Here is a 23,629-nt window from a genome sequence, read left to right as displayed (position 1 = left end):
GCCCGTCCGCTCCCGTCCCCGCCCCCGTGCGCTCCCGTGCGCTCCCGTCCGCTCCCGCGATGGGGCGACCCACGACGAAAGCCCCGACCGTCCGGCTGGTACCGGCGGGCGGGGCTTCGTTCCGTTCACGGCCCGCGAGCCGGGCGGCGGGTGAGTGGCTGGGCCGGCCGGCTCTCAGCCGGCCGGTCAGGCGCCGCGGAGGTCGGCGAGGGCCTCGGCCACCGCGCGCCGGCCCACGGCCGCCAGCACCGGGTTCGTCACCCGGTAGTGGTGCTCGGCGGTGAGCCCGAAGCGCAGCGCCCAGCCGCGCCCCCGGCCCCAGGTCGCGTCGTCCACCCGGGCCGCCTCACGGAACACCTCGCGGGTCCCGGCGGAGAACAGCGTCCAGGCGGCCATCATGTCGCACGCGGGGTCGCCGACCCCCGCCAGGCCGAAATCGATCACCGCGCTGAGCCGGCCCTCCCGGGCCAGCAGATTGCCCGGCAGCAGATCCCCGTGCAGCCAGACCGGCGCACCCTCCCAGTGCGGCAGCCGGAGCACGCCCTCCCAGGCCGCCGTCGCGGCGTCCTCGTCCACCGCGCCGTCCGCGCCCAGGCCCCGGATCGCGGCCCGGACCTCGTCGTCGCGCGTACCGACCGGCCCTCCCCGGTAGGACGGCGGCGCGTCGGTGACGTCGACCCGCCGCAGGGCCGTGACGAAGCCGCCCAGCACCGCGGCGGCCTCGCGCTGCTCGACCAGCGGCCGGTCGAACAGGTTGTCGCCGTCGAGCCAGCGGTACACCGCCCACGGGAACGGGAAACCCTCGCCGGGCAGCCCCTGCGCCAACGGCGCCGGCACGGTCAGCGGCAGGTGGGGCGCGAGGTACGGCAGCCAGCGGCTCTCCTTCGCGATGTCCCCGGCGGCGCCGGGGATCCGCGGCAGCCGCACGGTCAGCTCGGTGCCGATCCGGTACATGGCGTTGTCCGTCCCGGCGGAGCGGACCTTCACCAGGGGGAGCCCCGCCCACTGCGGGAACTGCGCGGCCACCAGCCGGGCAACGAGCGCCTCGTCGATGTCGACCTCATCGGCATGCATCTTCGCGCCGGACACGGATCTCCTCTACGTGGAACGGGCTCGACCGTGCTCGCGGGCCGCGCCGCACGCCGGGGAGGGAGCCTATGCGCCCGCGCCGGAGCCGCGCCAAGGCTTTTCGGCCGACCGGACCGCTCTCGGACGGGCCGTCAGATCCCTTCGGGGCTGCGCCGCTACACCGCCCGCAGTGCGCCCGCGCGGCGGCCGGTGAGGCGGTCGAGCGCGGCGGACGTCGCCTCGTCGGCGGGGAGGTGGACGAGCAGGCGCAGGTCGTCGTCGGCGGGCAGGTCCAGCGTCTCGTAGGCCAGCCGCAGCTCCCCGGCCTCCGGGTGGACCAGCCGGACCACTCCGGTCGCCCTCGGCAGCCCCGCCAGCCGGTCCAGCCGCCCGGCGAACTCCGCCCCGCAGGCGACGGTCAACTCGTCCATCGCCGCGCCGACCCGGGGGTCCGCCCGGCCGGGGCCCTGCTTGAGCGCCGCCACCTGCTCGTCGGCGACGCCGTCCCAGTCGGGGTAGGCCGTCCGCGCCCTCGGGTCGGTGAACACGAACCGCGCCAGACTCGGCCAGGCACCGTCCAGCATCCCGACCGGCCCGGCCACCCGGCGGTAGCCGTCCGTGCAGGCGAGGACCTCGCTCACCCGGTTGAGCAGCACGGCGGGCGCGGGTTCGAGCCGGTCGAGCAGCGCCTGCACGGTCGGCCGCACGGAGCGGTTCGGCAGCGAGCCACCGGTGCAACTGAAGCCCCCGCCCGCCCCCTTGGCGAGCCGGTGCAGATGGACCCGCTCGGCCGTGGTCAGCCGCAGGGCGCCGGCCAGCGCGGAGAGCACCTCGGCGGACGGCCGGCGGTCCCGCCCCTGTTCGAGCCGGGTCACGTACTCGACGCTGACGCCGGCGAGCGTCGCCAACTCCGCCCGGCGCAGTCCCGGGGTACGGCGGCGGGCGCCCACGGGCAGGCCCGCCTCCCCCGGCGTGACGGCCTCCCGGCGCAGGCGCAGGAACAGGCCCAACTCGTTGTCGCTCACCCGCCGAACCTAACAGCCACCGCCCGACCGGATCGTGGCCCTGCCACTACCAGTCTCGGCCCGGCCTTCCTCCCGCACCGGCGACCCGGCAGCTTTGGGGACACGGCCCCACCGGGGTCGGCCACCCCATCCCTTCGGCCAGGCCAGGAGTACCGCCATGTCCGTTTCACAGCTCAATCTCGTCATCGTCCTCGGGAGCGTCCGGGAGGGCCGGTTCGGCCCGGTGGTCGCCGACTGGTTCGTCGAACAGGCCCGGCAGCACGGCCTCTTCACGGTGGACCTGGTCGACCTCGCGGACATCGACCTCCCGCTCGCCCTGCCGCCGGTGTCGCCCGCGCTCCAGCCCGACCTGCCCCGCCCCGCGGGGATGGCCGAGCTGACCCGGCGACTGAACGCGGCCGACGCGGTCGTCGTGCTGACGCCCGACTACAACCGCAGCTTCCCGGCCTCGCTGAAGGCCGCCATCGACTGGCACTACACCGAGTGGCGGGCCAAGCCGATCGGCTTCGTCGGCTACAGCGGGGCCAGCGGCGGGCTCCTCGCCATCGAGCAACTGCGGCAGATCTTCAACGAGTTGCAGGCCCACACCGTCCGCGACTACGTCTCCTTCCCGCGCTACTACGAGCTCTTCGCCGCCGACGGCACCCTGCACGCCCCGGAGGGCCCGGAGGGCGCCGCCAAGACCATGCTCGACCAGCTCCTCTGGTGGGCGTCCGTCCTCCACGACGCCCGCCGCGACCGGCCCTACGTCGCCTGAGCGCCGTTCGACCCGGCCTCCCCGCCGGGTCAGGTCGCCGGGAGGCGCTCGGCGTACTCGATGTGCAGCAGGCCCGGGACGCCCTTCGCGGTCCGGTACGGGTCGGTGCTCTCGTGCCGCAGGGTGACGCAGTAGTGGGGGCCCGACGGGTAGTGCCGCAGGGCGGCGGGGGCCTCGGTGCTCAGTGAGCGGATCCAGGCGCCGGTCCAGCGGAAGGCGGTGGCGCTGCCGGTGAGGAAGAGGGTGCGGGCGGCGCCGGCGAAGCGCAGTTCGTCCCGCCAGCCGGCGAACCCGCGTCGGCGGTGGTCGATGTCGTCCTCGGCCGGGAAGTCGCTGTCGGGGATGTCCGCGGTGTGCGGCCGGCCCGTGCCCAGCCGCCCGCGGACCGCCTTCCAGCGGGAGGGCGGGAAGCCCAGGCTGTGGTGGAGGAGTACGAGGTCCAGCCGGTCGGGGTCGGCGGGGCCCGCGGTGGCGCGCAGCGGCAGGTGGATCAGCGAGCGCGGGGAGCGGGCGGCCAGGGCCCAGGCCGCCGCGAGGTCCACGGCCGCCGGGCGGTCGACGACCATCTGCAGGGACCACGAGTCGTCGTACAGCACGGCTCCGGGGGTCTGCGGGGCGGCGGTGACCACCCGGTACTCGTCCCGGCCGACCCGGACCCGCTGGACCGTGGTTCGCAACTTCACCGCGCCACCCGCATGTGTACGTACTCCCACTCTCTCTCCGATGATCCGCCAGTCGTACCGCACAGCGCACCGTCCCGTCGCGCGGGTTTCCGACCGGACCGGCCGGCGGGCATCGAACTCCAGACGCCTGATCGGTCACCGGATCGAATCCCAACTCGACTACCATGCACCGGACTTGAACGAACCAATCAGGCCGGGAGCGCGTATGGGCGACGATCCGTCGACACCGCAGACGGATGCCGGGACGGCGAACACGACGGAGACGTCACCACCACCGGCCGCCGTGCCCCGGCAGTCGGGCCCCGTGCCGCCGGGCGCCGTGCCGCCGGGCGCCGTGCCCCCGGGCGCCGTGCCCCCGGTGGAAGCACCGCCCGCCGCGGCGCCGGGCCGGGCGGGCAGGCTGCTCGCCCTCGCCGTCGCCGTCGTCACCGTGGTGGGCGGCGTGATCGGCTGGTTCGCCTTCTACGACAGCCATCGCACGACGGAGTCCGGCCTGCGCAAGGACGCCGCCGAGCACCAGGACCGGCAGGAGGACGAGGCGAACGAGAACGGGCTGCCGCTCCTCGTCTCCGCCGGCGGCGCCTGGTACGGGCCCGCCTGGTACGCCGACGGCAGCCCGGACCCCTCCGCCGACGGAAGGGCGTTCCCCGTGAACGGGGGCGAGATCTTCGAATGGCTGGAGGCCCGCACCCCCGTCGGGCGGACGGGCACGGCCGTGACCGTGCAGAGCCGGCACAGGACCACGGTGGTCGTCCAGGGCGCGGAGTTGAGCGGGCTCAGCTGTCAGGCGCCGCTGAGCGGTGCGGCCTTCCGCCCCCCGGGCGTCGGGGACGGCGGCGACGAAGCGCCCCCGACCGGGATCGGCTTCAACCTGGACGCGCAGAAGCCGATCGCGCACAACGTGGAGACCGCGGCGGGCCCCGGCGGATCGCCGCAGGAGGTTCTCGGGGGGCCGTTCACCCACAACGTCGCCCTCGACAAGGGCGACGCGCGGCAGATCGTCGTCATGTTCGAGAGCCGGACCAAGTCCTGTACGTTCCGCGCCGACCTGCTGGTCTCCTCGAAGGGCCGGCTCTTCCGGATCCCGCTCCCGGCGACCTGGAAGGCCGGCGCAGCGGACGGGTACGTCTTCAAGGTGACCGCGCCCGCCGAGCGGTACCGGCAGACCTTGGTGACGGACAACGCGTGGACGCTCCGGTCCGTCGCCCCGCAGGACGTCGCGGCCGACGGCCTCGCGCTGACCCTGAAGGGGGAGTCCTCCGCCGGGCCCGCCCAGTGAGCTCCTGCGGTGCCGGGTGCGCCGGGCGGGGGCGTCAGCCGGTCGCGCGGACGTAGATGTCCGCGGCGCCGGGGAGGCCGCCGGAGGTGGCGGCGACGTAGATGCGGCGGCCCGAGGTGGGGCGGGTGGGCTCCGGGGTCAGGGTCGGCGTCGGCGTGGGGGTGGCCGTGGGGGAAGCCGTGGGCGCGGGGGGTTCGTCTCCGGCCGGGCCGCCGGCCTGGAGCCCGCCCGCGGCCGGTTCCTCGGCCGACCCGGACGTCGGCCCGGACACCGCCCCGGGCCCCGACGCCACCGCGGGGTCGGCCGGGTCGGCCGGGTCACCCGGCCCGGCGGTCTCGCCGCCTTCGACGGACCCGGTCGGCGCCGGCGTGGACGAAGGCGGCGGCGTACACGTGGGCGACGGGGCCACCTCGACCGCCGACTCGGTGGGCGTCGCGGCCTCCGAAGGGGTGGGCGCGGATGTCCCGGGCCCGGGTGCCACCGGCCCGTCCGGACCGGGGAGCTCCGGGGCCTCGGCCGGCTCGTCACCGCCGAGGGCCGCCGCCAGGTCGGCCGGCAGCGGTGCGCTGGGACCGGGAGCGGGCAGGTCGTACGTCCGCAGGAAGTCGCCCACCCCGACGTCCTGGCCGCCGCCGAGCCGGTAGTGCAGATAGGCGACCGGCACGCCGTCCGCCGTACGCGTGTACACCGCGCCCACCGGGACGTAGTAGCGGCCCGCGCCCGGGTGCTGGGAGGGGTGGAGGCCGGCCAGCAGCTCGGCGCGGTCGCGGTCGGTCTCGATCGCGCCGCGGCCCAGCGTGAGCGCGTTGACCCCCCGGACCAGCAGCGCCGCCGCGACCGCCACGAAGAGCACCAGGCCCACCGCGACCGTCCGCCGCAGCACCGGACGCCCGTGCAGGGCGGGCCAGGAGTCGCTCGACATCCGCTCCGTCGGCAGTCCGCCGCCCCTGTGTTCCCGGCCCGACCGCCCCGCTTCGTTCACCGCTGCTGCTCCCCCGTACCCGTCGGCGCGGCCGCCCGTCGGCCGCGCCGGTCGGACCCGGCCGCGCCGCTCGCGCTCCTCGCACTCTCGACGTGGACCCTACGCCCGAAGTTCCGAGTGGGACCAACCAGCCCGATCAGCTCAGATAGGCCGGTGCCACCGCGGCTTCGAGCACCCGCTCGGCCAGACCGCCGCCGTCCGCCGGGACGGTCCACAGATCGGCCCCGAAGTCGCCGGGGAGCGCGTAGAGCAGGGTGGCGTCGTCAGCCCAGACCGCCTGGTCGTCGATGCTGCGCTGGTCGGCGGTGGCCGTCTCGGTCATGGTGGCCAGGTCGAGCACGTAGAGCCGCCAGGGCGCGTCCTCGGACAGGCCCGGGACGCGCTTCTTGTAGGCGATGCGGGTGCCGTCCGGGGAGAGCGAGGGGCACTCGACGTTCTGGTGCAGCGTGGTGAGGGTGCGGGCGGCGAGGTCGCCGCGGACGAGGTAGGTCTGGCCGCCGGTGGCCGCGGTGGCGTAGAAGGTGTTGTCGTCGGCGAAGGTCACGCCCCAGATGTTGACGTCGGGTGCCTGGTACGGCTTGCCGTCCTTGATCACGGCGAAGGTCTCCAGGTTGTCCCGGAGGTTCCAGTCGCGGACGTCGACGATCGAGGTGCGGGTGGAGAAGTCGGTGCCCGCGTAGGAGTCGCCGCTGACGAAGACCGTCCAGGCGGCGAGGTGGCCCGAGGGCGACACCCGGGAACGGGTCGGGATGCCGGCGGCGGGGAACGACCGCAGTTCGCGCAGGTGGTCGTCGAGTACGACGGCGTGGTACGTGTCCTGCAGCGCGCCGCGCTCGGCCTGCAGGCAGATGCCGGTGCCGGCCGCCGCGTAGAAGCGCAGGCACTGCACGCCCGAGGCGGTGCGCGGGCCGTCCGGCTGGTCGGCCGGCACGGTGACGATCTCGTCCCGGTGCGGGCCCCAGGCCATGTTGCGGAAGAGCAGGCGGCGCGCGCCGGGCGGCGCCTGGAGCGACACCGGGCCGGGGGTCACCACCGGGCCGCCGGGCTGCGCCTGGTCCTTGCGAGCCGACTGGTCGGACGCGTACAGCACGGCGCCGGTGCCGACCGAGCCGAGCAGCAGGACGGCGACGAGCAGGATCAGCACCCTGGTCCGGCCTTGGAGCGGTTGGGTCACGAGGGCACCTCGGAGTCGGAGTCGCGGACGGGGTCGGGGGCGGAGCCGGAGTCACGAACGGGGGCCGGGGCGGGGGCGGAGTCGCCGGGGGCGGGGTCCGCCTCGGTCCCGGGGGCCTCGCGCAGCACGAAGGCGGCCGCCAGCACACCGCCGGCCAGCGCCGCCGCGGACCAGCCGAGCGCGGTGGTGCCGCCCACCGCGCTCCACAGCGCGCCGAAGGCGAGCGAGCAGCCGAACCGGGCCAGCGCCTGCCCGGTGCCGACCAGGGCCAGCCCGGCGCCGCGCTGCTCCGCCGGTACCGCGTCGGCCGCCGCGGCCGCCAGCACGCCGTCCGTCGCGGCGTAGAAGGCCCCGTGCAGCGCCAGTACGCAGACCGCCGCCGGCAGTCCGCCCAGCGGCGAGAGCAGCAGGCCGTACGCCAGCAGCAGCGCGCCGTGACCGGCCAGGAAGAGCCGGCGGCGGCCGATCCGGTCGGCGAGCGCGCCCAGCGGGACGGCGAGCAGCAGGAAGGCCGCGGCGGTGCCGAGCGGCAGCAGCGGGAAGAGGTCCGTGCCGAGGCCGAGGCGGCGCTGCACCAGCAGGTAGAGGAAGGAGTCGCTGACGGTGGTGAGGCCGAGCAGCACCGCGCAGAGCGCCAGCCGGCGCAGCCCGGGCAGGCGCAGCAGGGCGAGGCCGTCGCGCAGCCGGGGGGCGGTGGCCGGCGCGGCGTCGCCCGGCTGCCGGTTCGGCACGAAGAGCAGCAGCACCAGCACGCCGAACACGGCGACGCAGGCGCTGACGGTGAACACCGCGTCGTAGCCGTGCCGTTCGCCGCCGTCGGCGAGCAGCGGGCCACCGGCCAGGCGGAGCACCAGGAAGGCGGCGAGCGGGCCGATCAGCGCACCGGCCGTGTCCATCGCCCGGTGGACGCCGAACGCCCGGCCCCGGTGCTCGGGTTCGGTGGCCAACGAGATCATCGCGTCCCTCGGCGCGGTGCGCAGCCCCTTGCCGGTGCGGTCGACGGCCAGCACCGCGCCGATCAGCGGCACGGTGTGGACGAGCAGCAGCAGCGGCTTGCAGAGCGCCGACAGGCCGTACCCGACCACCGCGACGGCCTTGTGCCGGGACGTGCCGTCGGCGCCGCGCCGGTCGGCGAGGTGGCCGCCGGCCAGCCGGACCAGCGCGCTGAACCCGTTCTGGATGCCGTCCAGCAGGCCGAAGCCGAGCGGGGAGAGGCCGAGCCCGGTGAGCAGGTAGAGCGGCAGCACCGCGCTGACCATCTCGGAGGAGATGTCGGTGACCAGGCTGACGGTGCCCAGTGCCAGCACGGTGCCGGGCACGGCGGCCACCCGCCGCCCCGGCCGGGGGGCCGGGGCGACGGGGGCCTTGGAGCTGCGGGATTCCGCGACGTACACGGGCGTCAGTTCCAGATGCCGGTGATGGTGGCGGCGGAGGCGGCGTTGCCCGCGTGGGTGGTCAGACCGGCGAGGTCCTCCAGCGTGCGCAGCACGTTGTAGTGGTTGTAGGTGGTGGCGGTGGTGGAACCCGGCGTGACGTGCTCGCCGTAGAGGACGGTCGGGATCCGGTTGCCGGAGAGGCGGTTGTCCTCGTCGAAGGTGACCACGAGGATGCTGTTGTGGGTCTTGGCCCAGGTCGCGTAGGCGCCCAGCTTGTTCTTGACCCAGGTGTCACCGGTGCCGACCGAGCAGTCGTGCATGTCGTTGCAGAGGTCCGGCACGACGAACGACACCTTGGGCAGGGTCGTGTAGTCGGTCGGGAACTGCGCGAAGGTGTACGCGGTGTTGGTCGGCACGTTCTTGAAGCCGAACCACGGGTTGTGCTTCTGGGCGTACTTGCCGCTGCTGCAGGTGGTCGAACCCTGGCTCGGCAGGCCCTCGTTGTAGCTGCCCCAGGTCTTGCCGGCGGCGATCAGCTCGGAGCCGAGGTTGGCGGCCGTGAGCGAGCCGACCGGCACGCAGCTGTCGTCGGTACGACCCTGCGCGCTGCCCGAGAACAGCTGGTAGTAGTTGGGCTCGCTGGGGTGGGTGAGCCCGTACGACTGGGTCAGCGTGGCGCCGCCCGCCGCGAGGGTGCCGTTGATGTACGGCGCGCTGGAGCTGCCGACGACCTGCGAGTAGGCGTGGTTCTCCAGGACGACGACGATCACGTGGTCGGGCGTGGGCAGGGTCGCGGCCTGCGCGGTGCCGGTGGCCGCCCAGAGGCCGAGCGAGCCGGCGATCAGGCCGAGCCCGGCGCCGAGGGCGGTCAGGGTGCGGCGGGGGCTGCTCGGGCGGAGTCGTGCGAAGGGCATGGTGTCCTCCGTGCGTCGGGAATCCGGGGTTCGGCAGGAACCGCCGGTGGGGCTGTGCGGGTCGAGCTGTGCGGGAGGTGCGGCTGTGCGGGGGTGGAGCTGCGCCGGGGTGGGCGGAGCCGGGACGGCGCCGCCGGGTTCGGAGCGCCGCAAACAGTAGGAGCGCGGCGGTGGCGTGTACGGCACAAGGAAGGTGAAGAACAGGCGAACAGCCTCCGGCGGCCGGCGACGGAGGTCACAGGAGCCTCGATTGACCCGTCCGACGCGCCCGTGGTGGGATTTCGTGGGCCGTCGAGCGGCTGCCGCACCGTCGCCCACGAGCACCGGACGGCCATCGGGCGGCCCAGGGGCGGCCACCGGGTGAAGGGAACGCGACGTGATCGGGCTGCTGGCCCTCGATACGGCGGGCTGCCTGCTCGCCGGGGAGCTGCACGCGCTGTGGCCGGACCACAGCACGGTGTTCCGGGCCGAGGACGGCGGTGAGAGCCCCGGCGCACTCCTGGAGCGCGCGCTGGGCGACTGTCGGCAGCTGGTCTGCTGCGCTCCCGTCGCTTCGATCGTACGACTGCTGCTCCGCCACCCCCCGGCCGGCCGGGCGCTGTCCGGTGAGGCCGGTGTTCCTGACGGCACCGGCGTCGTCTGCGTCGACCCGGAGCGGCGCTTCGCCGTGTCGCTGACCGGCCACGGCACGGGAGCGGACGAGCTGGCGGAGGAGGTGTCCACCCTGCTCGACACCTGCCCGGTGCGCCCCGGTGGCCCCGTCGTCGGCGCCCCCGTCGCCGGTACTCCCGTCGCCGACGCCCCCGTCGCCGACGCCCTCGTCGCCGGTGTCGGTCTGCGCGAGGCGACGGCCCTGCCCGAGGTGGCCCAGCTGATCCGCCGGACCCTGCGGGAGGCCGGACTGGCCGACGGCTCCGTCGCCCGGCTCGCGACCCTCACCGGCAAGGGCGACCACCCCGCCGTCCGCCACGCCGCCGCCCTGCTGGGCGTCCCGGTGGACGAGCACACGGCCGAGGACCTCTCGGCCGTCACCGTCCCGAACCCGTCCACCGCCGTCGGCGCGGCGGTCGGCACCCTGAGCGTGGCGGAGGCCGCCGCGCTGGCGAGCACGCCGGGCGGCGAACTCCTCGTCCCCAAGCAGAAGTCGGCGACGGTGACGGTGGCGGTCGCCCGCGCGGCGGCCTCCGGACGGCTCACGGTCGTCGGCCTCGGCCCCGGGCCGCGCGACCTGGTCGTCCCCCGTGCCGACGCGGAGCTGCGGCGCGCCTCGGTGGCGGTGGGCACTCCGGACGCGCTGGCGGCCGCCGCCGGGCTGCTGCCCCCGGGCGCACGACGACTCACCGCCCCCGACTGCCTCCGGGCCGCCGTCGAACTCGCCTCGCGCGGCGCGGCCGTCGCCCTGATCGTGCTCGGCGACGGGCGCGCGTACGCGCCACCGGCCTCCGACCGCTACGCACTCGTCCGCGTTCCCGGGCTGCCCCTTCTCGCCGACGTCGATGGAGACCCCTCGTGACCACCCCCGACCATGACCTCCGCCACCACGGTGACGCGGAGGTGCGCGCCGACGGCGCCGGTCTGGTCGACCTCGCCGTCAATGTCCGCACCGGTACTCCCCCGCAGTGGCTGCGCGAGCACCTCGCGGCAACGCTCGGCGACCTCGCGGCCTACCCCGACGGCACCGCCGCCCGCGCCGCCGTCGCCGCCCGGCACGGTCGACCGGTGGCGGAGGTGCTGCTCACCGCGGGCGCGGCGGAGGCGTTCGTCCTACTGGCACGCGTACTGACGCCACGTCATGTCATCGTGGTCCACCCGCAGTTCACCGAACCGGAGGCGGCACTGCGGGACGCCGGGCACGCCGTGCGGCGCGTCCTGCTCACACCCTCGGACGGCTTCCGGCTGGGCGCGGTACCGGAGGAGGCGGACCTGGTCGTCCTCGGCAACCCCACCAATCCGACCTCCGTCCTGCACCCGGCCGACACCGTGGCCGCCCTGGCCCGCCCCGGTCGCACCCTGGTGATCGACGAGGCGTTCATGGACACCGTGCCCGGCGAGACCGAATCTCTCGCCGCCGCAAGGGAGTTGCCCGGTCAGGTGGTCGTCCTGCGCAGCCTCACCAAGACCTGGGGCCTGGCGGGCCTGCGGATCGGTTACGTCCTCGGCCCGCCCGCCCTGATCGCCGCCCTCGGCGCCGCCCAGCCGCTCTGGCCGGTCTCCACCCCGGCGCTGGCCGCCGCCGAGGCCTGCAGCGCGCCCGCCGCACTGGCCGAGGCCGACGAGGCCGCCCACCTGCTCGGCGAACACCGCGACCACCTGCGGAAGGGGCTCGCCGCCTTCCCCGCCGTCCGGGTGTACGGCGAACCGGCCGCGTCGTTCCTGCTGATCGAACTCCCGGACGCCGCCGCCGTCCGGGAACGGCTGCGCGAACGCGGCTTCGCCGTCCGCCGGGGCGACACCTTCCCCGGACTGGGGCCCGACTGGCTGCGGATCGCCGTCCGGGACCCGGCCACCACCGACCGCTTCCTCGCCGCGCTCGACGATGTGCTCGGCCGTGCGCTCGACGATGTGCTCGGCACGCTGCCCGGGGCGCACTGAGGCGCGGCCGACCGGGCAGGCAGGCAGGGTCAGCCCCCGCTCTCCAGCGAGAGCAGGAGCTTGCGCAGCAGGCCCTCCAACTGGGCGCGCTCGTCCGGGGACAGGGCCCGGACGAGGTCGAGCTCGTTGGCGAGGTGGCCCTCGATCAGGCTGTGGGCGATCCGGCGGCCCTCCTCGGTGAGCGCGGTGCGCACCATCCGACGGTTCTCCGGGTCGGTGGCGCGGGTCACCAGCCCCTTGGCCACCAGCCGGTCGATGCGGTTGGTCAGCGCACCGGCGCTGATCATCGCGGCCCCGGCGAGGTCGCTCATCCGCAGGGCCGCACCGTCGCCGGCCCGGAGCAACGTGGTGAGCATGTCGTACTCCCAGGGCTCCAGGTCGTTGGCCTCGAAGTAGTCCTTGATGCCGAGTTCGAGCAGCCGCGAGGCGCGGAAGATCCGGAGCACCACGCCGATCGGCGCGGTGTCGAGGTCCGGGCGGAGCGCCCGCCAGCGTTCGATGACCGTGTCCACTGCGTCGTCCATGCCGGCCAGTCTAACAAAAGCTTCCACATCAAAATGTTTGACATCGGTCCGATGCCGCCCTAGCGTTTCACCCGCAGTCATTTTGACGTCGAACCATTGGACGTCGAAGCTTCAGCGTGCGGGTCGCCCCGCCGCCCCGGCCACCGCCGGAGCAGCCCCGGCGCCACCGACGACACGAACACAAAGGAGACGGACATGCACTACGTGGTCATCGTCAGGACCGACGACACCCCCGACAGCGCACTCGGCCACTACCTGGCCAACGTCGGCGCCACCCTGGACGCCCACCAGGGCCGACTGCTGGCGTTCGACGCGCCGGCGAAGCTGGAGGGCACCGTGCCGTACACCCGGACGGCCGTCCTGGAGTTCCCCACCGAGGAAGCGGCCCGCGGCTGGTACGACTCGCCGGCCTACCAGGAACTGGCCGCCTGGCGCATCGCGACCATGGGCCGGCCGGTCGACATCAACCTGCTGGGCGGCCTCGCCGCGTAGGCGACACTGCGCACGGTCGGGGCGGGGCGGGTGGCCGGGGCCGGCGGGGTCCCGGTCAGCGCAGCACGACGGCGCCCCCACCCACAGCCGCCCCGGCCCCAGCACCTGCGCGGCGTCCCGGATCCGGGCCGGGTCCATCGAGCCGAGCAGCCGCTCGGTCACCGCCCGGGCCTGCGCCGAGGTGTCCCGCGTGATCACGTGCGGCCGGACACCGAAGCGGACCACCCGCCCCTGGGCGGCGGCCAGTTCACGGATCCGGGCGAGCTTCTCGCGGACCAGCGCGGGCGGTTCACCCCAGGTCAGGTAGACGTCCGCGTACCGCGCCGCGACCTCGCCGCCGCCTGAACCCCACGGGAACCCCTGAACCCCCTGGGACAGGACCGGGACATTTCAAGCACCAGCCGGTGATCAAGCCGGACCTACCGTGGAGGCAGACAACGATCCCCCCTCGACAGACGGAAGTTGGGACCTCCATGCGCTCGCGAATCGCCCTCGCCGCTCTCGCCGTCACCGCCCTCGCGGCCACCGCCACCGCCTGCGGCCCGGAGAACAGCGACACGCCGGCCACCGCGGGCGGCGCCCCGACGACCGCTCCCCCGGCCGCCGCGCCGACCACCGCTCCCCCGGCTGCCGCGCCGACCTCCGCCGCGCCTGGCGCACCCAGCAAGTCCGCCAAGCCGTCCGCCTCCACGCCCGCCCCGGGCGCGGGCGACAAGACCGGCTACGGCCAGGCCTGCGGCGCCAACGACCTCACGTTCAGCGCCAAGATGGAGACCCAGGCCGGCGGCTACATCCAGATCTCCGCCAAGGCCAAGGCCGGCATCACCTGCGTCCTGCCCGGCGACCACCCCGTCATCGCCTTCGGCTCGGGCGGCATCGAGGCCGCCAACGCCGAGCAGGCCGTCGGCACGCCGATCACCCTCAGCGGCTCCACGGTCGCCTACGCGGGGATCAACCCGAAGAGCACCAACACCAACCAGGTCATCGAGTTCAAGGACGTCATCATCGGCATCGGCAAGGGGGACGCGAACCCGGTGAGCATTCCCGTCGGTTCCGTCAAGGTCGACAAGCCGGTCGTCACCAACTGGCACACCAGCGCCAAGGATGCCGTTCCCGGTGTCTGATCTTTGATGATTGACGGTCGGTCACCTACCTTGTTCCGACCGCCTGATAGGCGTTGACGCCCGTTTGCCGCATTCCTCTGCCGCCGAACCATGTCTGTGCTACGTTCCGAATTCCCAACAGAACACCCAGACATAGGTGACCCCGGCGGTGCTCGAACACCCCGGGGCCCGGCAACAGGAGCAAGACCTCCCGATGCGTGTCCATCGTAGCGCCCACGTGCGCCATTTCACCGTGCTGCCCAACGGTCTGCTCCAGGACCGCCGGCTCAGCTACACCGCCCGAGGCCTCCTCGCCGGCCTGCTCTCCCGCCCCGACGGGCGGCGCGAGGACGGTCGCCAGATGGCCGACACCAGCCCGCAGGGGCGCGGCGCCGTCCGGCGGGCCCTGAAGGAACTGACCGACGCCGGCTACTACCGGGTCGAGACCGTCCGCCTGCCCAACGGCACGCTCCGCAGCGAGGCCCACGTCTACGACTCCCCGCAGCTACGGAGACCGCTACCGGGTGTCCCCCGTCCGGAACCCGGTGAGTCGAACTCCGGCCGCCCTGACGCCCCTTCGGTAAAGAAGACGGGGAAAGCACCCACCCTCCCGCCGCCTGAGGAGCCTGTGCCCGACGACCAGACCCGGGCAGCCGTGGCGACCCTCTTCCGGGTGCTCCGCCCGGAACCGCGCCTGCGCCTCGGCGAGGCCGAGGCGCTCGGCCTGGCGCCGCTGGTCGCCCAGTGGCTGCAACGCGGCTGCACCGCCGACGACCTCGCCCGGGCACTGCTCCCCGGCCTGCCGGCCCACCTGCACTCCCCGGCCGCCGTCCTCCACAGCCGCCTCACCCGCAAACTGCCGCCGGTGCAGGAGGACCGACCGCACGCGGCCGCGCGGTACACGGAGTGCCCCGGGTGCCACGATCCGGTCCCGCGACCGGGCCTGTGCCGCCCCTGCGCGGGCGTCGCCCCGCGGGTGCCGGTCGCCGACTCCCACGTGGCGCTCGCGGGCGCCACCCGCGTCCGCACCGCCCTCCACGCGGCCCGAACCGCCCTCCGCCCGCACGGCGGACCGGCACCGGCACCGGCGGGGTAGGAGGGCCGGGCGGGCCTCCCCCGTGCAGGGGAGGCGGATCATGCCCGGGCCCGATCCCGGGCCGTCGGCGCCCCGAAAAGCTTGGCGCATGGCAATCCTTGCGAAGCACCCGAAGGCGGCGACCACGACGACCGAACGGCCCGTCCCGCGCTGGGCCGAGACGGTCGCCCACGTGATCCCGCTGATCGGCCTGCCGGTGTGCCTCTGGCGGCTGCCGATCGGATTCGGGTTCCAGATGGGGATGGACCTTCCCCGCACCTCGCAGCCGCTCTGGGTGACCGTGCCCTACGTGTTCACGCTCAGCCTGCTGTCCGAGGCGTTCGCGCTGCTCTGCTCCGGCCTGGTGCGACGGTGGGGCGAAGTCGTACCCGACTTCGTTCCGGTACTCCGCGGCAGGCGTATTCCACCTGCCGCAGTGATCGCGCCCGCCACGGTCGCCGGCCTCGCCTTCACCTTGCTGACCGTCGACTGGGTCCTCACCGAATTCGGCCTCGCCGGGTTCTCGACCGTCGAGTACACCAACGGCTGGTGGCGGGCCCTGGCAGCGACGGTGAGCGGACTGTTCGTCCTGTGGGGTCCGCTGGTGCTGGCGCTGACCTACGCCTACTATCGCCGCCGCTGCCGCCCGGCCAGGTGAGCAGTACCCCGAGATCGCCGGAACAGGAGCGCGCGTGCCGCCCGCAGACGACCTCGCGACGGCCTGGACCGGACTCGTCCGCCGGCTCGCGGCGAACGCACCGGCCGGCTACGCGGCCCTGAACCCGCCCGCCACCGATGCCGAACTCCAGGCCCTCGCCGCGGCTACTCGCACAGCCCCCGATCTCGGCCCCTCGCCGAGATCGGGGGCAAAATCTCGGCTTGTCGTCTATCGTCCGGCTTCGAACAGTCGGGCCCGATGATCACTCGTCTGTGCAACTGTCGGCCGCACCCGGCGCAGCGGTGCGGGCTCCGCGCAAAGGGGCGTCAGCTCTCCCTGAGGAGGATTTCCTTCAATTCGCTCAGGCTGTCGATCCGGTACGTTGCCCGGGAAAAGTCGTCCGCCTTCGTGAACTCGTTGCGGACGATGGCGCAGTCGATACCGGCGGCCACCGCCGAGGTCAGTCCTCTGGCTGAATCCTCCACGACCAGGGTCTCCTGCGCGGTGGCGCCGAAGCGTTTCAGCCCGGCCAGGTACGGTTCCGGGTTCGGCTTGGCCAGTTCGTAGTCCTCGCGCACAAGGACGAAATCCATGAACTGCCTGATCTGGCGCTTCTCGTGGATGATGTCGAAGTCGGCCCGCTTCGCGGTCGTCACGATGGCCATGCGGGCATACGTCGACAGTTCGGCAAGAGTGTCCACGACGCAGTCGATCTCGATGGCCTCGGTCCGCAAGTACTCCTGGTAGTAGCCGTTACGGGCCTCGCGAACCCGGACGAGGGTCCGGTCGTCGATGCCGGCCGCCCTGGCCTGGACCCAAGAGCCTGCCCCCCGGGCCATGTCCCGGAGGTACTGATCCTTGTCCAGCGTGAAACCGGCCTCCGCCAGGGCGCGTTCTGCGGATCTGAAATACCAGAACTCGGTGTCGACCAGGACACCGTCATGATCGAAGAGTATGTATTTCTTCACGACATCATTCCTTCCCGGCGGTCGCGAAAGACCGGCGCGCCCCCGCGGATCGTACCGTCGCCAGCCGGCAGCGATCAGCTGGAGCCGTTCGCGGACCAGGTGCATTCCTGCCCCCACCCCGGATGTGACGCGGCCTCACCCATGCACGCCGACTCCGCCGCACTGTTCCTGAACCGAAGCTGTCGACGACCAGAACCCGCACCCGCCACGCGGGAGTTGAGCGCCGATGGAATCCTGACCGGGCCGTCACGCCGGCTCGGCGACGCGAGCAGGCCAGGGCGGCCGTCGCCGAGCTGACCGACGCCTTGGCCACCGCGAACATCGTCCCGCCCTCGGCCCGCGTGGACAGCCCTTCCCTCCTCACCGGCGAGGTACTGGTGGAACTCGGCCGGGCCCGGCCCGACGTGATCGTCCGGCGGGGGCTGGGCGGTGAACCGGCCGACGCCCCGCGAAGTGGCCGCCGCCGTCCTCGTCCTCGCCGCCGGCATCGCGCTCGCCTTCGGTGCGGCCGCGCTGGTCGACCCCGACCAGCGCGGCACCGCCCACGTCGCCTGGTGGACGACCCTCGCAGCGTCGTTCCTCCGAGGCTTCAGCTGGTCCGAGCACGCCCTCGACCGTCGCCGGACGCCACCGCGGTGATCAGCACAGCTCGACCGCGTCCCCCACCGTCACCCTCCCCGGCTCCACCACCTGCGCGTACACGCCCGCGCAGGGCAGCGCCGCCATCCCCTCCAGGGGCACCAGCCGGTTCTGCGCGGCGAGCACCTTCAGGGCCGCCGTACTGCGCGGCAGCGGGCCGTGGGCGAGAGTCGGAACGGCGCAGCGTGGGGTGGGGACGAGGATCCGCAGCCGCAGGTCCGGGCCGATCCGCAGCTCGCGGCCCACCCACGCGTTCTCCACGTAGCCGTCTCCCCCGGTACGGATCACCAGGTTGGGGCGGTAGCGCTCGGCCTCGGCCGGCACGGCGTCCAGGGTCGAGGTGGTCACCAGGTGCAGCGGGGCGAAGTCGAAGAACGTCCCGGCAGGCGCGGCCCGGCCGATCTCGCTCTCCGTGACGGCGACCTCCTCCTCGATCCCGCGCGCCAGCACCTCCTCCGGCACGGCCCGTTCGACGATCGCACCGGGCGGCCGCTCGCCGACCAGCCGGACCTTGCGGCCCAGGAGTTCGGACATCGCACCCTCGTCCACCTCCCGGCCGTCCGGCCCGGTGATCACGACGCCGTCGGCGTGCAGCACGGCCGTGAACCCGAGCATCCCCGCCCAGAGCCGCGGGTTCTTCGCACTCGCCACCCGTCCGCTCCCGGCATCGAGCAGCCCCATCACCCGGTCGCCGTACAGCCCGCGCTCGGTCACCGCGGCCTCGCCCAACTCCTCCCCCAGCATCGACTTCACCGGGTACCGCCGAAGCCGCTCCACCGTCCCGACCCTCATGCCACCGCCTCCGCCCGTGCTCGCAATACCTAGAAGTCTCCCCCACGCAGACCGAGCCCGGCGTCGATACGCAGGGCCGGCGGCCGCCCGGGGTGGTGGGCCGTCACGAACAGCGGCGAACGTCTGACAAGGTCCCGGCCAAGGAAGAAGAATGAGATCCGATCAGGCATGCAAACGAACACAACGTGCTCGACACGGGAGGCGCAGATGCCGCTACGGTTCATTGCAAAGAATGAGAAGTCGGGCGACCACGGCTCTCCCACCGTATGGGTGGACCCGGAGACCAGGGACTTCATCATCCAGGGGTGGAAGACCGACCCGGAGACGACGGCGGACTGCCTCGCACACGGCCCGATCCCGGACCACGAGACCGTGGTCCGCATCCCGGCCCGCATGGCGAAAGCCCTCAAGGAGGCGTTGGATGTCGCAGAGCTTGACCAACTTCGCTGATCTCCTGCGGTCGGCGAAGAAGTCGGCCGTCCACCTGGAACTGCGTGACGTCTATTCGGTCGAGAACGAGGATGAAGGCTTCAGAGCGTGGCGAGCCGGCAACCGGCTCGACCCCACTGACCGCTCCTCATGGTGGCGGCCGTGGCTCGACCTCGTCCAAGAGGTCACCGCCAATGGTGTGTCCGTCAAACGGGCCCGAATCATCTCCGAACCACTCAGCGAGTACATCCGGTACGAGCACTCGTTCACGTTCACCAATGTGGCCGGTGGTGAGGAGGTCCGCTGGCTTCCCCGTCGTCGTGCGTCTGATCTTCTGCTGCCCGGGAACGACTTCTGGCTGTTCGACGGCCGGATTGTCCAGTTCAACATCTTCGACGGCGACGGCCGATGGGTGCACACCGACCAGAACGATGACCCCTCTGTGGCACGATTCTGCGCGACCGCCTTCGACGCCGTGTGGGAGCGTGCTATCCCTCACGAGGTGTACAGCCCCGCCGAGTAGTCACCGAAGCCGGCCAGTTCATGTCCTCCTCACCGTTCTCCAGCGCCCAAGCCGCGCGGAAGGCGCTCGCCGATCAGCTCGACCAGATCAGGCGGGACGCCGGGCTGACAGGGCTTGAACTGGCCTCGCTGTGCGGGTGGCACAAGTCGAAGTCGTCCCGCATTGCCCGTGGCCTGACAAGGCCATCGGACAGCGACATCCGTGCGTGGTGCACGGCCTGTGGGGTCCCGGAACAGGCCGCAGATCTGGTCGCGGCGTCGCGCACTGCCGAGTCGATGTACACGCAGTGGCGCGACCTCCACCGCGACGGTATGCAGCGCGTACACCAGAAGAATCTGCCGCTCTATCAACGGACACGGAAGTTCAAGGTCTACGCATCCAACGTCATGCCGGGGATGACGCAGACCGGACCCTACGCAACGGGATTGCTCCGTTCGATCACCACTTTCCAGGGCACTCCCGATGATGTGGACCAGGCGGTGAAGGCCCGGCTGGATCGGTCCCGTGTGTTGAGCGATGCCAGCCACCAATTCGCCCTGGTCCTGGAGGAGGCCGTCCTCTACTACGGCGTCTGCGACGACGAGGCTCTGACCGGCCAACTTGATCATCTATTGGAGGTCGCTTCGCGGCCTAACGTCTCTGTCGGGATCATCCCGTTTCGAGCCCGTCGAACCGTTTGGCCTCTCGAAGCCTTCTACGCATTCGATGAGCGCCTCGTCGCCGTCGAGACCCTGACCGCTGAGATCAACGTCACCGCTCCCAGCGAAATCCGAACCTACCTGCGCGCCTTCTCCGAACTGGCCAAGGTCGCCGTTCGTGGAGCCGAAGCCAGAAGCTGCATCGCCAAGGCGCGCAGTGCTCTCGGGTGAATCGGTGCAACCGTGTGCAACTTCGTGGCACTGTCCGTGACCCGCTCCTTACGGTCTTACTCGAGCCCCGCGACCTCAGCGAGAGAGGGCGGAGCGATGGCGAGTCGCGACCCGTACATATCTCTGCGAAGTCGGGACCGGCTGGACCTTCCGCCGGCCGGGCCCGTCCGCCCCTGCGCTGCTCGTCCATCTCGGGAGAGCAGAGCCAACCTGATTGGAGAAGCCCATGAGCACCGCCACCATCAAGCTCAGCCCCGAGCTGACCGAGTTGGGCAAGTTCTTCACGATCGCCGCACGTCGGATCGACGCGGGCGAGGCTGCGCCGGAGATGTTCTCCGCCGCGGTCGACGCCGCGTGGCACCAACTCGTCGCCGACCCGGCCGCGCACGTCGCCTTCGCGGTCGAGCACGCCGGCCGCGCGCTGGGCCACGTCGAGAGCGCGGGCGTCGGCTTCATCTCCTGGGTGAGCGCGTACGAGGAGGCGTACGGCCCCCTGGCGGACATCTGGTTCACCGACGCCGAGGGTGCGGTCAACACCGAGGCCCTGGCCCGCTACCGCGAGTCGGGGGAGGTCTGGGCGGAGTGGGACTGCTCGCCCGTGCCGGGCGACGGAGACCTCGTGCCGACGAAGACCACCCTGTGATCAGCGCACGATCCGACGGAGCGCCCCGGCCGACAGCCGGGGCGCTCCGCCTCACCGCGGCCCGCTCGGAGAATCCGACCGGCATCGACGTGGACGACTACCGCGCGGAATTGTTCGAACACTGCCCCTTCCTCCAACCGTCCATGACGCGCGGAATGACCGGGTGGACCGTCTACGAGATCGCGCCCGGTGCGCACCGGTACGCGGTCGAAGCGGAGTTGTTCCATGCGGGCGTGCAGGCCGCGGAGTGGATTCGCCCGCTGATGGCCAGGCCGCACGGGCTGCTGACATCCGAGAACGTGGTGCTCGTCGGGCAGTGCGCGGACGCCGCCCACCGCGAGCTGCTGGCCTGGCCGCACCGCCGCCGAGTTGGCCGACCTCATGAAAGCGGCGGCCGCGTGATCGGACTGCGGGAGCTGACCCCGGACGACGCCATCGCCCTCCAGAACATCTACGGTCCGGAATCGACCAGATACCTCGGGCGGGGCGCGATGGACGCCGCCGAAGCCCGGAGTTGCACACGTGACGCGGTGGCCGCCGCCGGACACTTCCCGCGCACGCTCTACACGTTGGGTCTCGCTCGGAAGAGTGACCTGCTCGGGGTCGTCAAGCTCCGCCTCGACCGCCCGGCCGCCACCGTCAGCTACATCCTTCGCGCGGACGCCTGGGGCCAGGGCTACGCCACCGAAGGGGCGCGCAGGATCCTCGCCCTGGGATTCGGCCATCTTGGGCTGCCCGTGGTCCATGCCAAGCACCACCCGGACAACCCGGCCTCGGGCCGGGTCCTCACGAAAGCCGGATTCACGTGGACAGGTCAGGTCTCCGGCTTCGAAACCTACCTCGCCCGGCCGCAACAACCGCCTCGGACGGGTCACTTCATCAGAGCGGCCGCCCGCGGGGCAACGCGGCGGCCTCACGCAGCTCCTCCCTCGGCATCGGCTTCACCGGGAAGCCGCTCCACCGTCCCGATCTTCATGCCACCGCCTGCGCCCATTCCCGCAGTACGGTGAAGTCTCCGTCAGCCAAACCGACTTTGGGGTCGATGCGCAGGGTCAGCGCCGGCCCGCGGTGGTGGGCGGCTATCCACGCGGCGTCCTGCGGCTTCAGCTCGTCGTCCACCCAGACGAACGGACGCCCGGCGGCCCAGGCGACCAGGTTCCTGGTCTTCCAGTGCAGGCCGTCCGGATCCTCCCGGTGCAGCTCCGGCCAGCGGATGTACGGAAGCCGGGGCAGCCCGAGCAACGGCCCGATGAAGGTGTTCGCCTCGTCCATCCACGTGGTGGCCCACACCAGCTCGTACCGCAGCGCCAACAGCTCGGGCCCGTGGGCCGGGTTGATCCAGATCCGCAACGGCCGCACACGATCGGCGGGCCTCTGCGGAAAACGGGCGACCCAGCAGTCGGGCTTCACCCGGTGCGTCCCGTACCCCTGCGGTCGCCGGTGCAACTTGGCGGCGTAGGGATTCAACGGACCGTCGACATCGAGCAGGAGCAGCGGCAACGTCATACCGGGCATCCTCGCCGGGGAGCCCGCTCCGATACCAGGGATTTGTCCTGTCTCACAGCCCGTCGGGTGAGCGTGCGGCGGGCCCGGATCGCCTCTGAGCCCGTCACCGACTACATCCGGTACGAGCACGCCGGCACCGTCGTGAACCTCGGCGCGGGTGAGCAGGTCCGTTGGCTCCCTCGGAAACAGTCGTCCGATCTCGCCCTGCCGGGAAACGACTTCTGGCTCCTGGACGGCCGCCTTGTCCGTTTCGGACACCTCTCCGGGGACGGCGCGTACCCGGGAGAGACATTCACCGACGATCCGACCGCCGCGGCGTTGTGCGACGCCGCCTTCGAAGCGGTGTGGCAGCGTGCCACGCCACACGAGAAGTACGAGGTGTGAGAGCTCCACCGCGCTTGACGTCGTGACGAATCCCGGCGCTCCCCGGCGAGCGGATATCTCCTGCGTCACAACCCTGACGCCCTCGGCGGGCACTGGGGACGTCCGCCGCTTCTACCGTGGAAACGACCCCGGGGCCCAAATCTTCGAGCGCGAACAGCGCTCTTCTGCGCACCTGGGTGCCTGTGGCACCCCTCTGGCCCGAGTTCGCGCAATTCCGTGCATGCGGGGTTGTGCTTCTCGCGCTCAGGCCCGACCGTGGTGCACGTCCCTGCAACTCCACAGACGTTGGAGATGGTCATGGCACTTGGTTTCGTGGGAATCGACCCCAACACCGGCGGCGGTGGTTCGCCTACCGTGTGGGTCGAGGACGAGGCGGAGGAGATCATCGTGCAGAGCTGGACGGCCGATGACGCGCTTCGCGAGAGGATCGCAGGGACTGAGTGGGTTCCCGGACATACGCTCGGTATTCCCGCTCACGAGTCCGTGATCCGCATCCCGGAGCGTATGGTGCCGATCTTGAAGGAGGCTATCGATCGTGTCGAACGTGCCCGACTTCGCCGCGCTGTTGAGGAGTGCTCGGCGGACCGCAGTTCATTTGGAGATGCGTGACGCCTATGCCGTGGGCGACGAGGCCGAGGAGATCGACCGGTTCGCTCGAACGGGCGAAATCGACCTCGATCCCGAAGCGTCCTGGTGGCCCGAGTGGCTGGGGCTCGTCCGCGAGACGGTCGGCCGTGGTGTGGTCCTGCGGCGAGCTCGGATCGTCTCCGAGCCGGTGACCGACTACATCCGTTGGGAACACGCGGTCACCCCGATGAACCTGGCAGCCGGCGAGCTGGTCCGGTGGCTGCCCAGGAGTCAGGCGTCGGACCTCGCGCTCCCGGGCAACGACTTCTGGCTGATCGACGACCGACTGGTGCTGTTCCACTTCTTCACGGGGTACGGCGACTGGGCCGACCCGGGGTTCGCGTTCTCCGAGGACCCCGCGGCGGTGCGTCTCGCCTCCTCCGCATTCGAGGCCGTGTGGAAACGCGGCACCCCGCACGACAAGTACAGCGCCTGACGTGAACCTCACCCTGCTAGGGAGCGTATTTGGTCGTGATCAAGGGGTCTTGGTGAGGTCTTTGATCCAGATCATCGAGGCGCGGAGGTGGAGGCCGGCGAGGTAGCTCTC

28 protein-coding genes and 1 pseudogene are annotated in these 23,629 nt (G+C 72.5%); 17 read left to right on the top strand and 12 right to left on the bottom strand.

The features are described from left to right. Positions 1-186 precede the first annotated feature (186 nt). Positions 187-1,074 carry an aminoglycoside phosphotransferase family protein gene (locus tag ACIQTO_RS31780; RefSeq protein WP_402395570.1) on the bottom strand — a complete coding sequence of 296 codons (888 nt, stop codon included), beginning with the start codon at positions 1,072-1,074 and terminating at the stop codon, positions 187-189. Positions 1,075-1,244: 170 nt separating this feature from the next. Then, complete coding sequence (locus ACIQTO_RS31775) at positions 1,245-2,093, bottom strand: helix-turn-helix domain-containing protein (RefSeq protein ID WP_402395377.1); 849 nt, start codon at positions 2,091-2,093, stop codon at positions 1,245-1,247. Positions 2,094-2,250: 157 nt separating this feature from the next. Here ACIQTO_RS31775 and ACIQTO_RS31770 point away from each other — a divergent pair, with 157 nt between their 5' ends. Next, positions 2,251-2,850 carry an NADPH-dependent FMN reductase gene (locus ACIQTO_RS31770; protein ID WP_402395374.1) on the top strand — a complete coding sequence of 200 codons (600 nt, stop codon included), beginning with the start codon at positions 2,251-2,253 and terminating at the stop codon, positions 2,848-2,850. Between the two features lie 29 nt (positions 2,851-2,879). Here the strand turns inward: ACIQTO_RS31770 and ACIQTO_RS31765 are convergent, their stop codons facing one another. Next, a complete protein-coding gene (locus ACIQTO_RS31765; protein WP_402395371.1) occupies positions 2,880-3,533 on the bottom strand; it encodes a hypothetical protein in 654 nt (217 codons plus the stop codon). A gap of 358 nt (positions 3,534-3,891) precedes the next feature. Here ACIQTO_RS31765 and ACIQTO_RS31760 point away from each other — a divergent pair, with 358 nt between their 5' ends. After that, positions 3,892-4,812 (top strand): hypothetical protein, encoded by a 921-nt coding sequence (locus tag ACIQTO_RS31760; protein WP_402395369.1) that lies wholly within the window; start codon positions 3,892-3,894, stop codon positions 4,810-4,812. A gap of 34 nt (positions 4,813-4,846) precedes the next feature. Here ACIQTO_RS31760 and ACIQTO_RS31755 read toward each other — a convergent pair whose 3' ends face one another. The 4 genes from ACIQTO_RS31755 to ACIQTO_RS31740 all read right to left on the bottom strand — a co-directional run bounded on the left by ACIQTO_RS31755 (position 4,847) and on the right by ACIQTO_RS31740 (position 9,258). Further along, positions 4,847-5,734: a hypothetical protein gene (locus ACIQTO_RS31755; RefSeq protein ID WP_402395366.1), complete on the bottom strand. Its 888-nt coding sequence runs from the start codon at positions 5,732-5,734 to the stop codon at positions 4,847-4,849. Between the two features lie 196 nt (positions 5,735-5,930). After that, positions 5,931-6,968 (bottom strand): TolB family protein, encoded by a 1,038-nt coding sequence (locus tag ACIQTO_RS31750; RefSeq protein WP_402395364.1) that lies wholly within the window; start codon positions 6,966-6,968, stop codon positions 5,931-5,933. Then, the gene (locus ACIQTO_RS31745) at positions 6,965-8,362 is read right to left on the bottom strand and encodes an MFS transporter (protein WP_402395363.1); all 1,398 of its coding nucleotides are present in this window, start codon (positions 8,360-8,362) and stop codon (positions 6,965-6,967) included. The genes ACIQTO_RS31750 and ACIQTO_RS31745 overlap by 4 nt, the downstream gene beginning before the upstream one ends. A gap of 5 nt (positions 8,363-8,367) precedes the next feature. Further along, complete coding sequence (locus ACIQTO_RS31740; protein ID WP_402395360.1) at positions 8,368-9,258, bottom strand: alkaline phosphatase family protein; 891 nt, start codon at positions 9,256-9,258, stop codon at positions 8,368-8,370. A 376-nt stretch (positions 9,259-9,634) separates the two neighbouring features. On the opposite strand from ACIQTO_RS31740, the gene ACIQTO_RS31735 reads away from it, so the two are divergent. After that, positions 9,635-10,771, top strand: a complete 1,137-nt coding sequence (locus ACIQTO_RS31735; RefSeq protein ID WP_402395358.1) for a cobalamin biosynthesis protein — start codon at positions 9,635-9,637, stop codon at positions 10,769-10,771. Continuing rightward, positions 10,768-11,850, top strand: coding sequence for an Rv2231c family pyridoxal phosphate-dependent protein CobC (gene cobC / locus ACIQTO_RS31730; protein WP_402395356.1), 1,083 nt, complete (start codon positions 10,768-10,770; stop codon positions 11,848-11,850). The genes ACIQTO_RS31735 and cobC overlap by 4 nt, the downstream gene beginning before the upstream one ends. Before the next feature lie 29 nt (positions 11,851-11,879). On the opposite strand, the gene ACIQTO_RS31725 is transcribed toward cobC, so the two are convergent. After that, positions 11,880-12,374 (bottom strand): MarR family winged helix-turn-helix transcriptional regulator, encoded by a 495-nt coding sequence (locus ACIQTO_RS31725; RefSeq protein ID WP_402395353.1) that lies wholly within the window; start codon positions 12,372-12,374, stop codon positions 11,880-11,882. Between the two features lie 195 nt (positions 12,375-12,569). Here ACIQTO_RS31725 and ACIQTO_RS31720 point away from each other — a divergent pair, with 195 nt between their 5' ends. Continuing rightward, positions 12,570-12,866: a DUF1330 domain-containing protein gene (locus tag ACIQTO_RS31720; RefSeq protein WP_402395350.1), complete on the top strand. Its 297-nt coding sequence runs from the start codon at positions 12,570-12,572 to the stop codon at positions 12,864-12,866. A gap of 117 nt (positions 12,867-12,983) precedes the next feature. On the opposite strand, the pseudogene ACIQTO_RS31715 reads toward ACIQTO_RS31720, so the two are convergent. Beyond that, positions 12,984-13,202 (bottom strand): annotated as a pseudogene (locus ACIQTO_RS31715) (LLM class flavin-dependent oxidoreductase); the annotation flags it as partial. Between the two features lie 137 nt (positions 13,203-13,339). Here ACIQTO_RS31715 and ACIQTO_RS31710 point away from each other — a divergent pair. The 3 genes from ACIQTO_RS31710 (at position 13,340) to ACIQTO_RS31700 (ending at position 15,702) form a co-directional block, all read left to right on the top strand. After that, complete coding sequence (locus ACIQTO_RS31710) at positions 13,340-13,990, top strand: hypothetical protein (RefSeq protein ID WP_402395347.1); 651 nt, start codon at positions 13,340-13,342, stop codon at positions 13,988-13,990. 193 nt (positions 13,991-14,183) lie between these two features. Next, positions 14,184-15,065, top strand: coding sequence for a hypothetical protein (locus tag ACIQTO_RS31705; protein WP_402395344.1), 882 nt, complete (start codon positions 14,184-14,186; stop codon positions 15,063-15,065). Positions 15,066-15,153: 88 nt separating this feature from the next. Beyond that, positions 15,154-15,702 carry a hypothetical protein gene (locus tag ACIQTO_RS31700; RefSeq protein ID WP_402395341.1) on the top strand — a complete coding sequence of 183 codons (549 nt, stop codon included), beginning with the start codon at positions 15,154-15,156 and terminating at the stop codon, positions 15,700-15,702. A 326-nt stretch (positions 15,703-16,028) separates the two neighbouring features. Here ACIQTO_RS31700 and ACIQTO_RS31695 read toward each other — a convergent pair whose 3' ends face one another. Next, complete coding sequence (locus ACIQTO_RS31695) at positions 16,029-16,670, bottom strand: HAD family hydrolase (protein ID WP_402395338.1); 642 nt, start codon at positions 16,668-16,670, stop codon at positions 16,029-16,031. 453 nt (positions 16,671-17,123) lie between these two features. On the opposite strand from ACIQTO_RS31695, the gene ACIQTO_RS31690 reads away from it, so the two are divergent. Then, entirely contained in the window at positions 17,124-17,309 is a 186-nt protein-coding gene (locus ACIQTO_RS31690; protein ID WP_402395336.1) for a hypothetical protein, read from the top strand. Here ACIQTO_RS31690 and ACIQTO_RS31685 read toward each other — a convergent pair whose 3' ends face one another. Then, positions 17,310-18,101, bottom strand: coding sequence for an MOSC domain-containing protein (locus ACIQTO_RS31685; RefSeq protein ID WP_402395333.1), 792 nt, complete (start codon positions 18,099-18,101; stop codon positions 17,310-17,312). 207 nt (positions 18,102-18,308) lie between these two features. Here ACIQTO_RS31685 and ACIQTO_RS31680 point away from each other — a divergent pair, with 207 nt between their 5' ends. From ACIQTO_RS31680 to ACIQTO_RS31660, 5 genes are all read left to right on the top strand, one after another. Further along, entirely contained in the window at positions 18,309-18,551 is a 243-nt protein-coding gene (locus ACIQTO_RS31680; protein WP_402395332.1) for a hypothetical protein, read from the top strand. Next, positions 18,523-19,053 carry a DUF6879 family protein gene (locus tag ACIQTO_RS31675; protein WP_402395329.1) on the top strand — a complete coding sequence of 177 codons (531 nt, stop codon included), beginning with the start codon at positions 18,523-18,525 and terminating at the stop codon, positions 19,051-19,053. The genes ACIQTO_RS31680 and ACIQTO_RS31675 overlap by 29 nt, the downstream gene beginning before the upstream one ends. Positions 19,054-19,073: 20 nt before the next feature. Beyond that, a complete protein-coding gene (locus ACIQTO_RS31670) occupies positions 19,074-19,922 on the top strand; it encodes a helix-turn-helix domain-containing protein (RefSeq protein ID WP_402395326.1) in 849 nt (282 codons plus the stop codon). 226 nt (positions 19,923-20,148) lie between these two features. Beyond that, positions 20,149-20,565 (top strand): hypothetical protein, encoded by a 417-nt coding sequence (locus ACIQTO_RS31665; protein WP_402395324.1) that lies wholly within the window; start codon positions 20,149-20,151, stop codon positions 20,563-20,565. Beyond that, positions 20,562-21,575 (top strand): GNAT family N-acetyltransferase, encoded by a 1,014-nt coding sequence (locus ACIQTO_RS31660; RefSeq protein ID WP_402395322.1) that lies wholly within the window; start codon positions 20,562-20,564, stop codon positions 21,573-21,575. The genes ACIQTO_RS31665 and ACIQTO_RS31660 overlap by 4 nt, the downstream gene beginning before the upstream one ends. Here the strand turns inward: ACIQTO_RS31660 and ACIQTO_RS31655 are convergent. After that, complete coding sequence (locus ACIQTO_RS31655) at positions 21,538-22,071, bottom strand: hypothetical protein (protein ID WP_402395319.1); 534 nt, start codon at positions 22,069-22,071, stop codon at positions 21,538-21,540. The two genes, ACIQTO_RS31660 and ACIQTO_RS31655, sit on opposite strands and share 38 nt — an antisense overlap. Here ACIQTO_RS31655 and ACIQTO_RS31650 point away from each other — a divergent pair. The 3 genes from ACIQTO_RS31650 (at position 21,994) to ACIQTO_RS31640 (ending at position 23,518) form a co-directional block, all read left to right on the top strand. Further along, the gene (locus ACIQTO_RS31650; RefSeq protein WP_402395568.1) at positions 21,994-22,455 is read left to right on the top strand and encodes a DUF6879 family protein; all 462 of its coding nucleotides are present in this window, start codon (positions 21,994-21,996) and stop codon (positions 22,453-22,455) included. The genes ACIQTO_RS31655 and ACIQTO_RS31650 overlap by 78 nt on opposite strands. 297 nt (positions 22,456-22,752) lie before the next feature. Continuing rightward, on the top strand, positions 22,753-23,064 hold the full coding sequence (locus tag ACIQTO_RS31645; RefSeq protein WP_402395316.1) for a hypothetical protein: 312 nt from the start codon (positions 22,753-22,755) through the stop codon (positions 23,062-23,064). Continuing rightward, positions 22,988-23,518 carry a DUF6879 family protein gene (locus ACIQTO_RS31640; RefSeq protein ID WP_402395566.1) on the top strand — a complete coding sequence of 177 codons (531 nt, stop codon included), beginning with the start codon at positions 22,988-22,990 and terminating at the stop codon, positions 23,516-23,518. Before ACIQTO_RS31645 ends, ACIQTO_RS31640 begins: the two co-directional genes overlap by 77 nt. The last annotated feature ends 111 nt before the right edge of the window (positions 23,519-23,629 follow it).

This window comes from Kitasatospora sp. NPDC091207 (genome assembly GCF_044768625.1).
Lineage (GTDB): Bacteria > Actinomycetota > Actinomycetes > Streptomycetales > Streptomycetaceae > Kitasatospora.
This window is presented reverse-complemented; position numbering and strand designations above follow the sequence as displayed.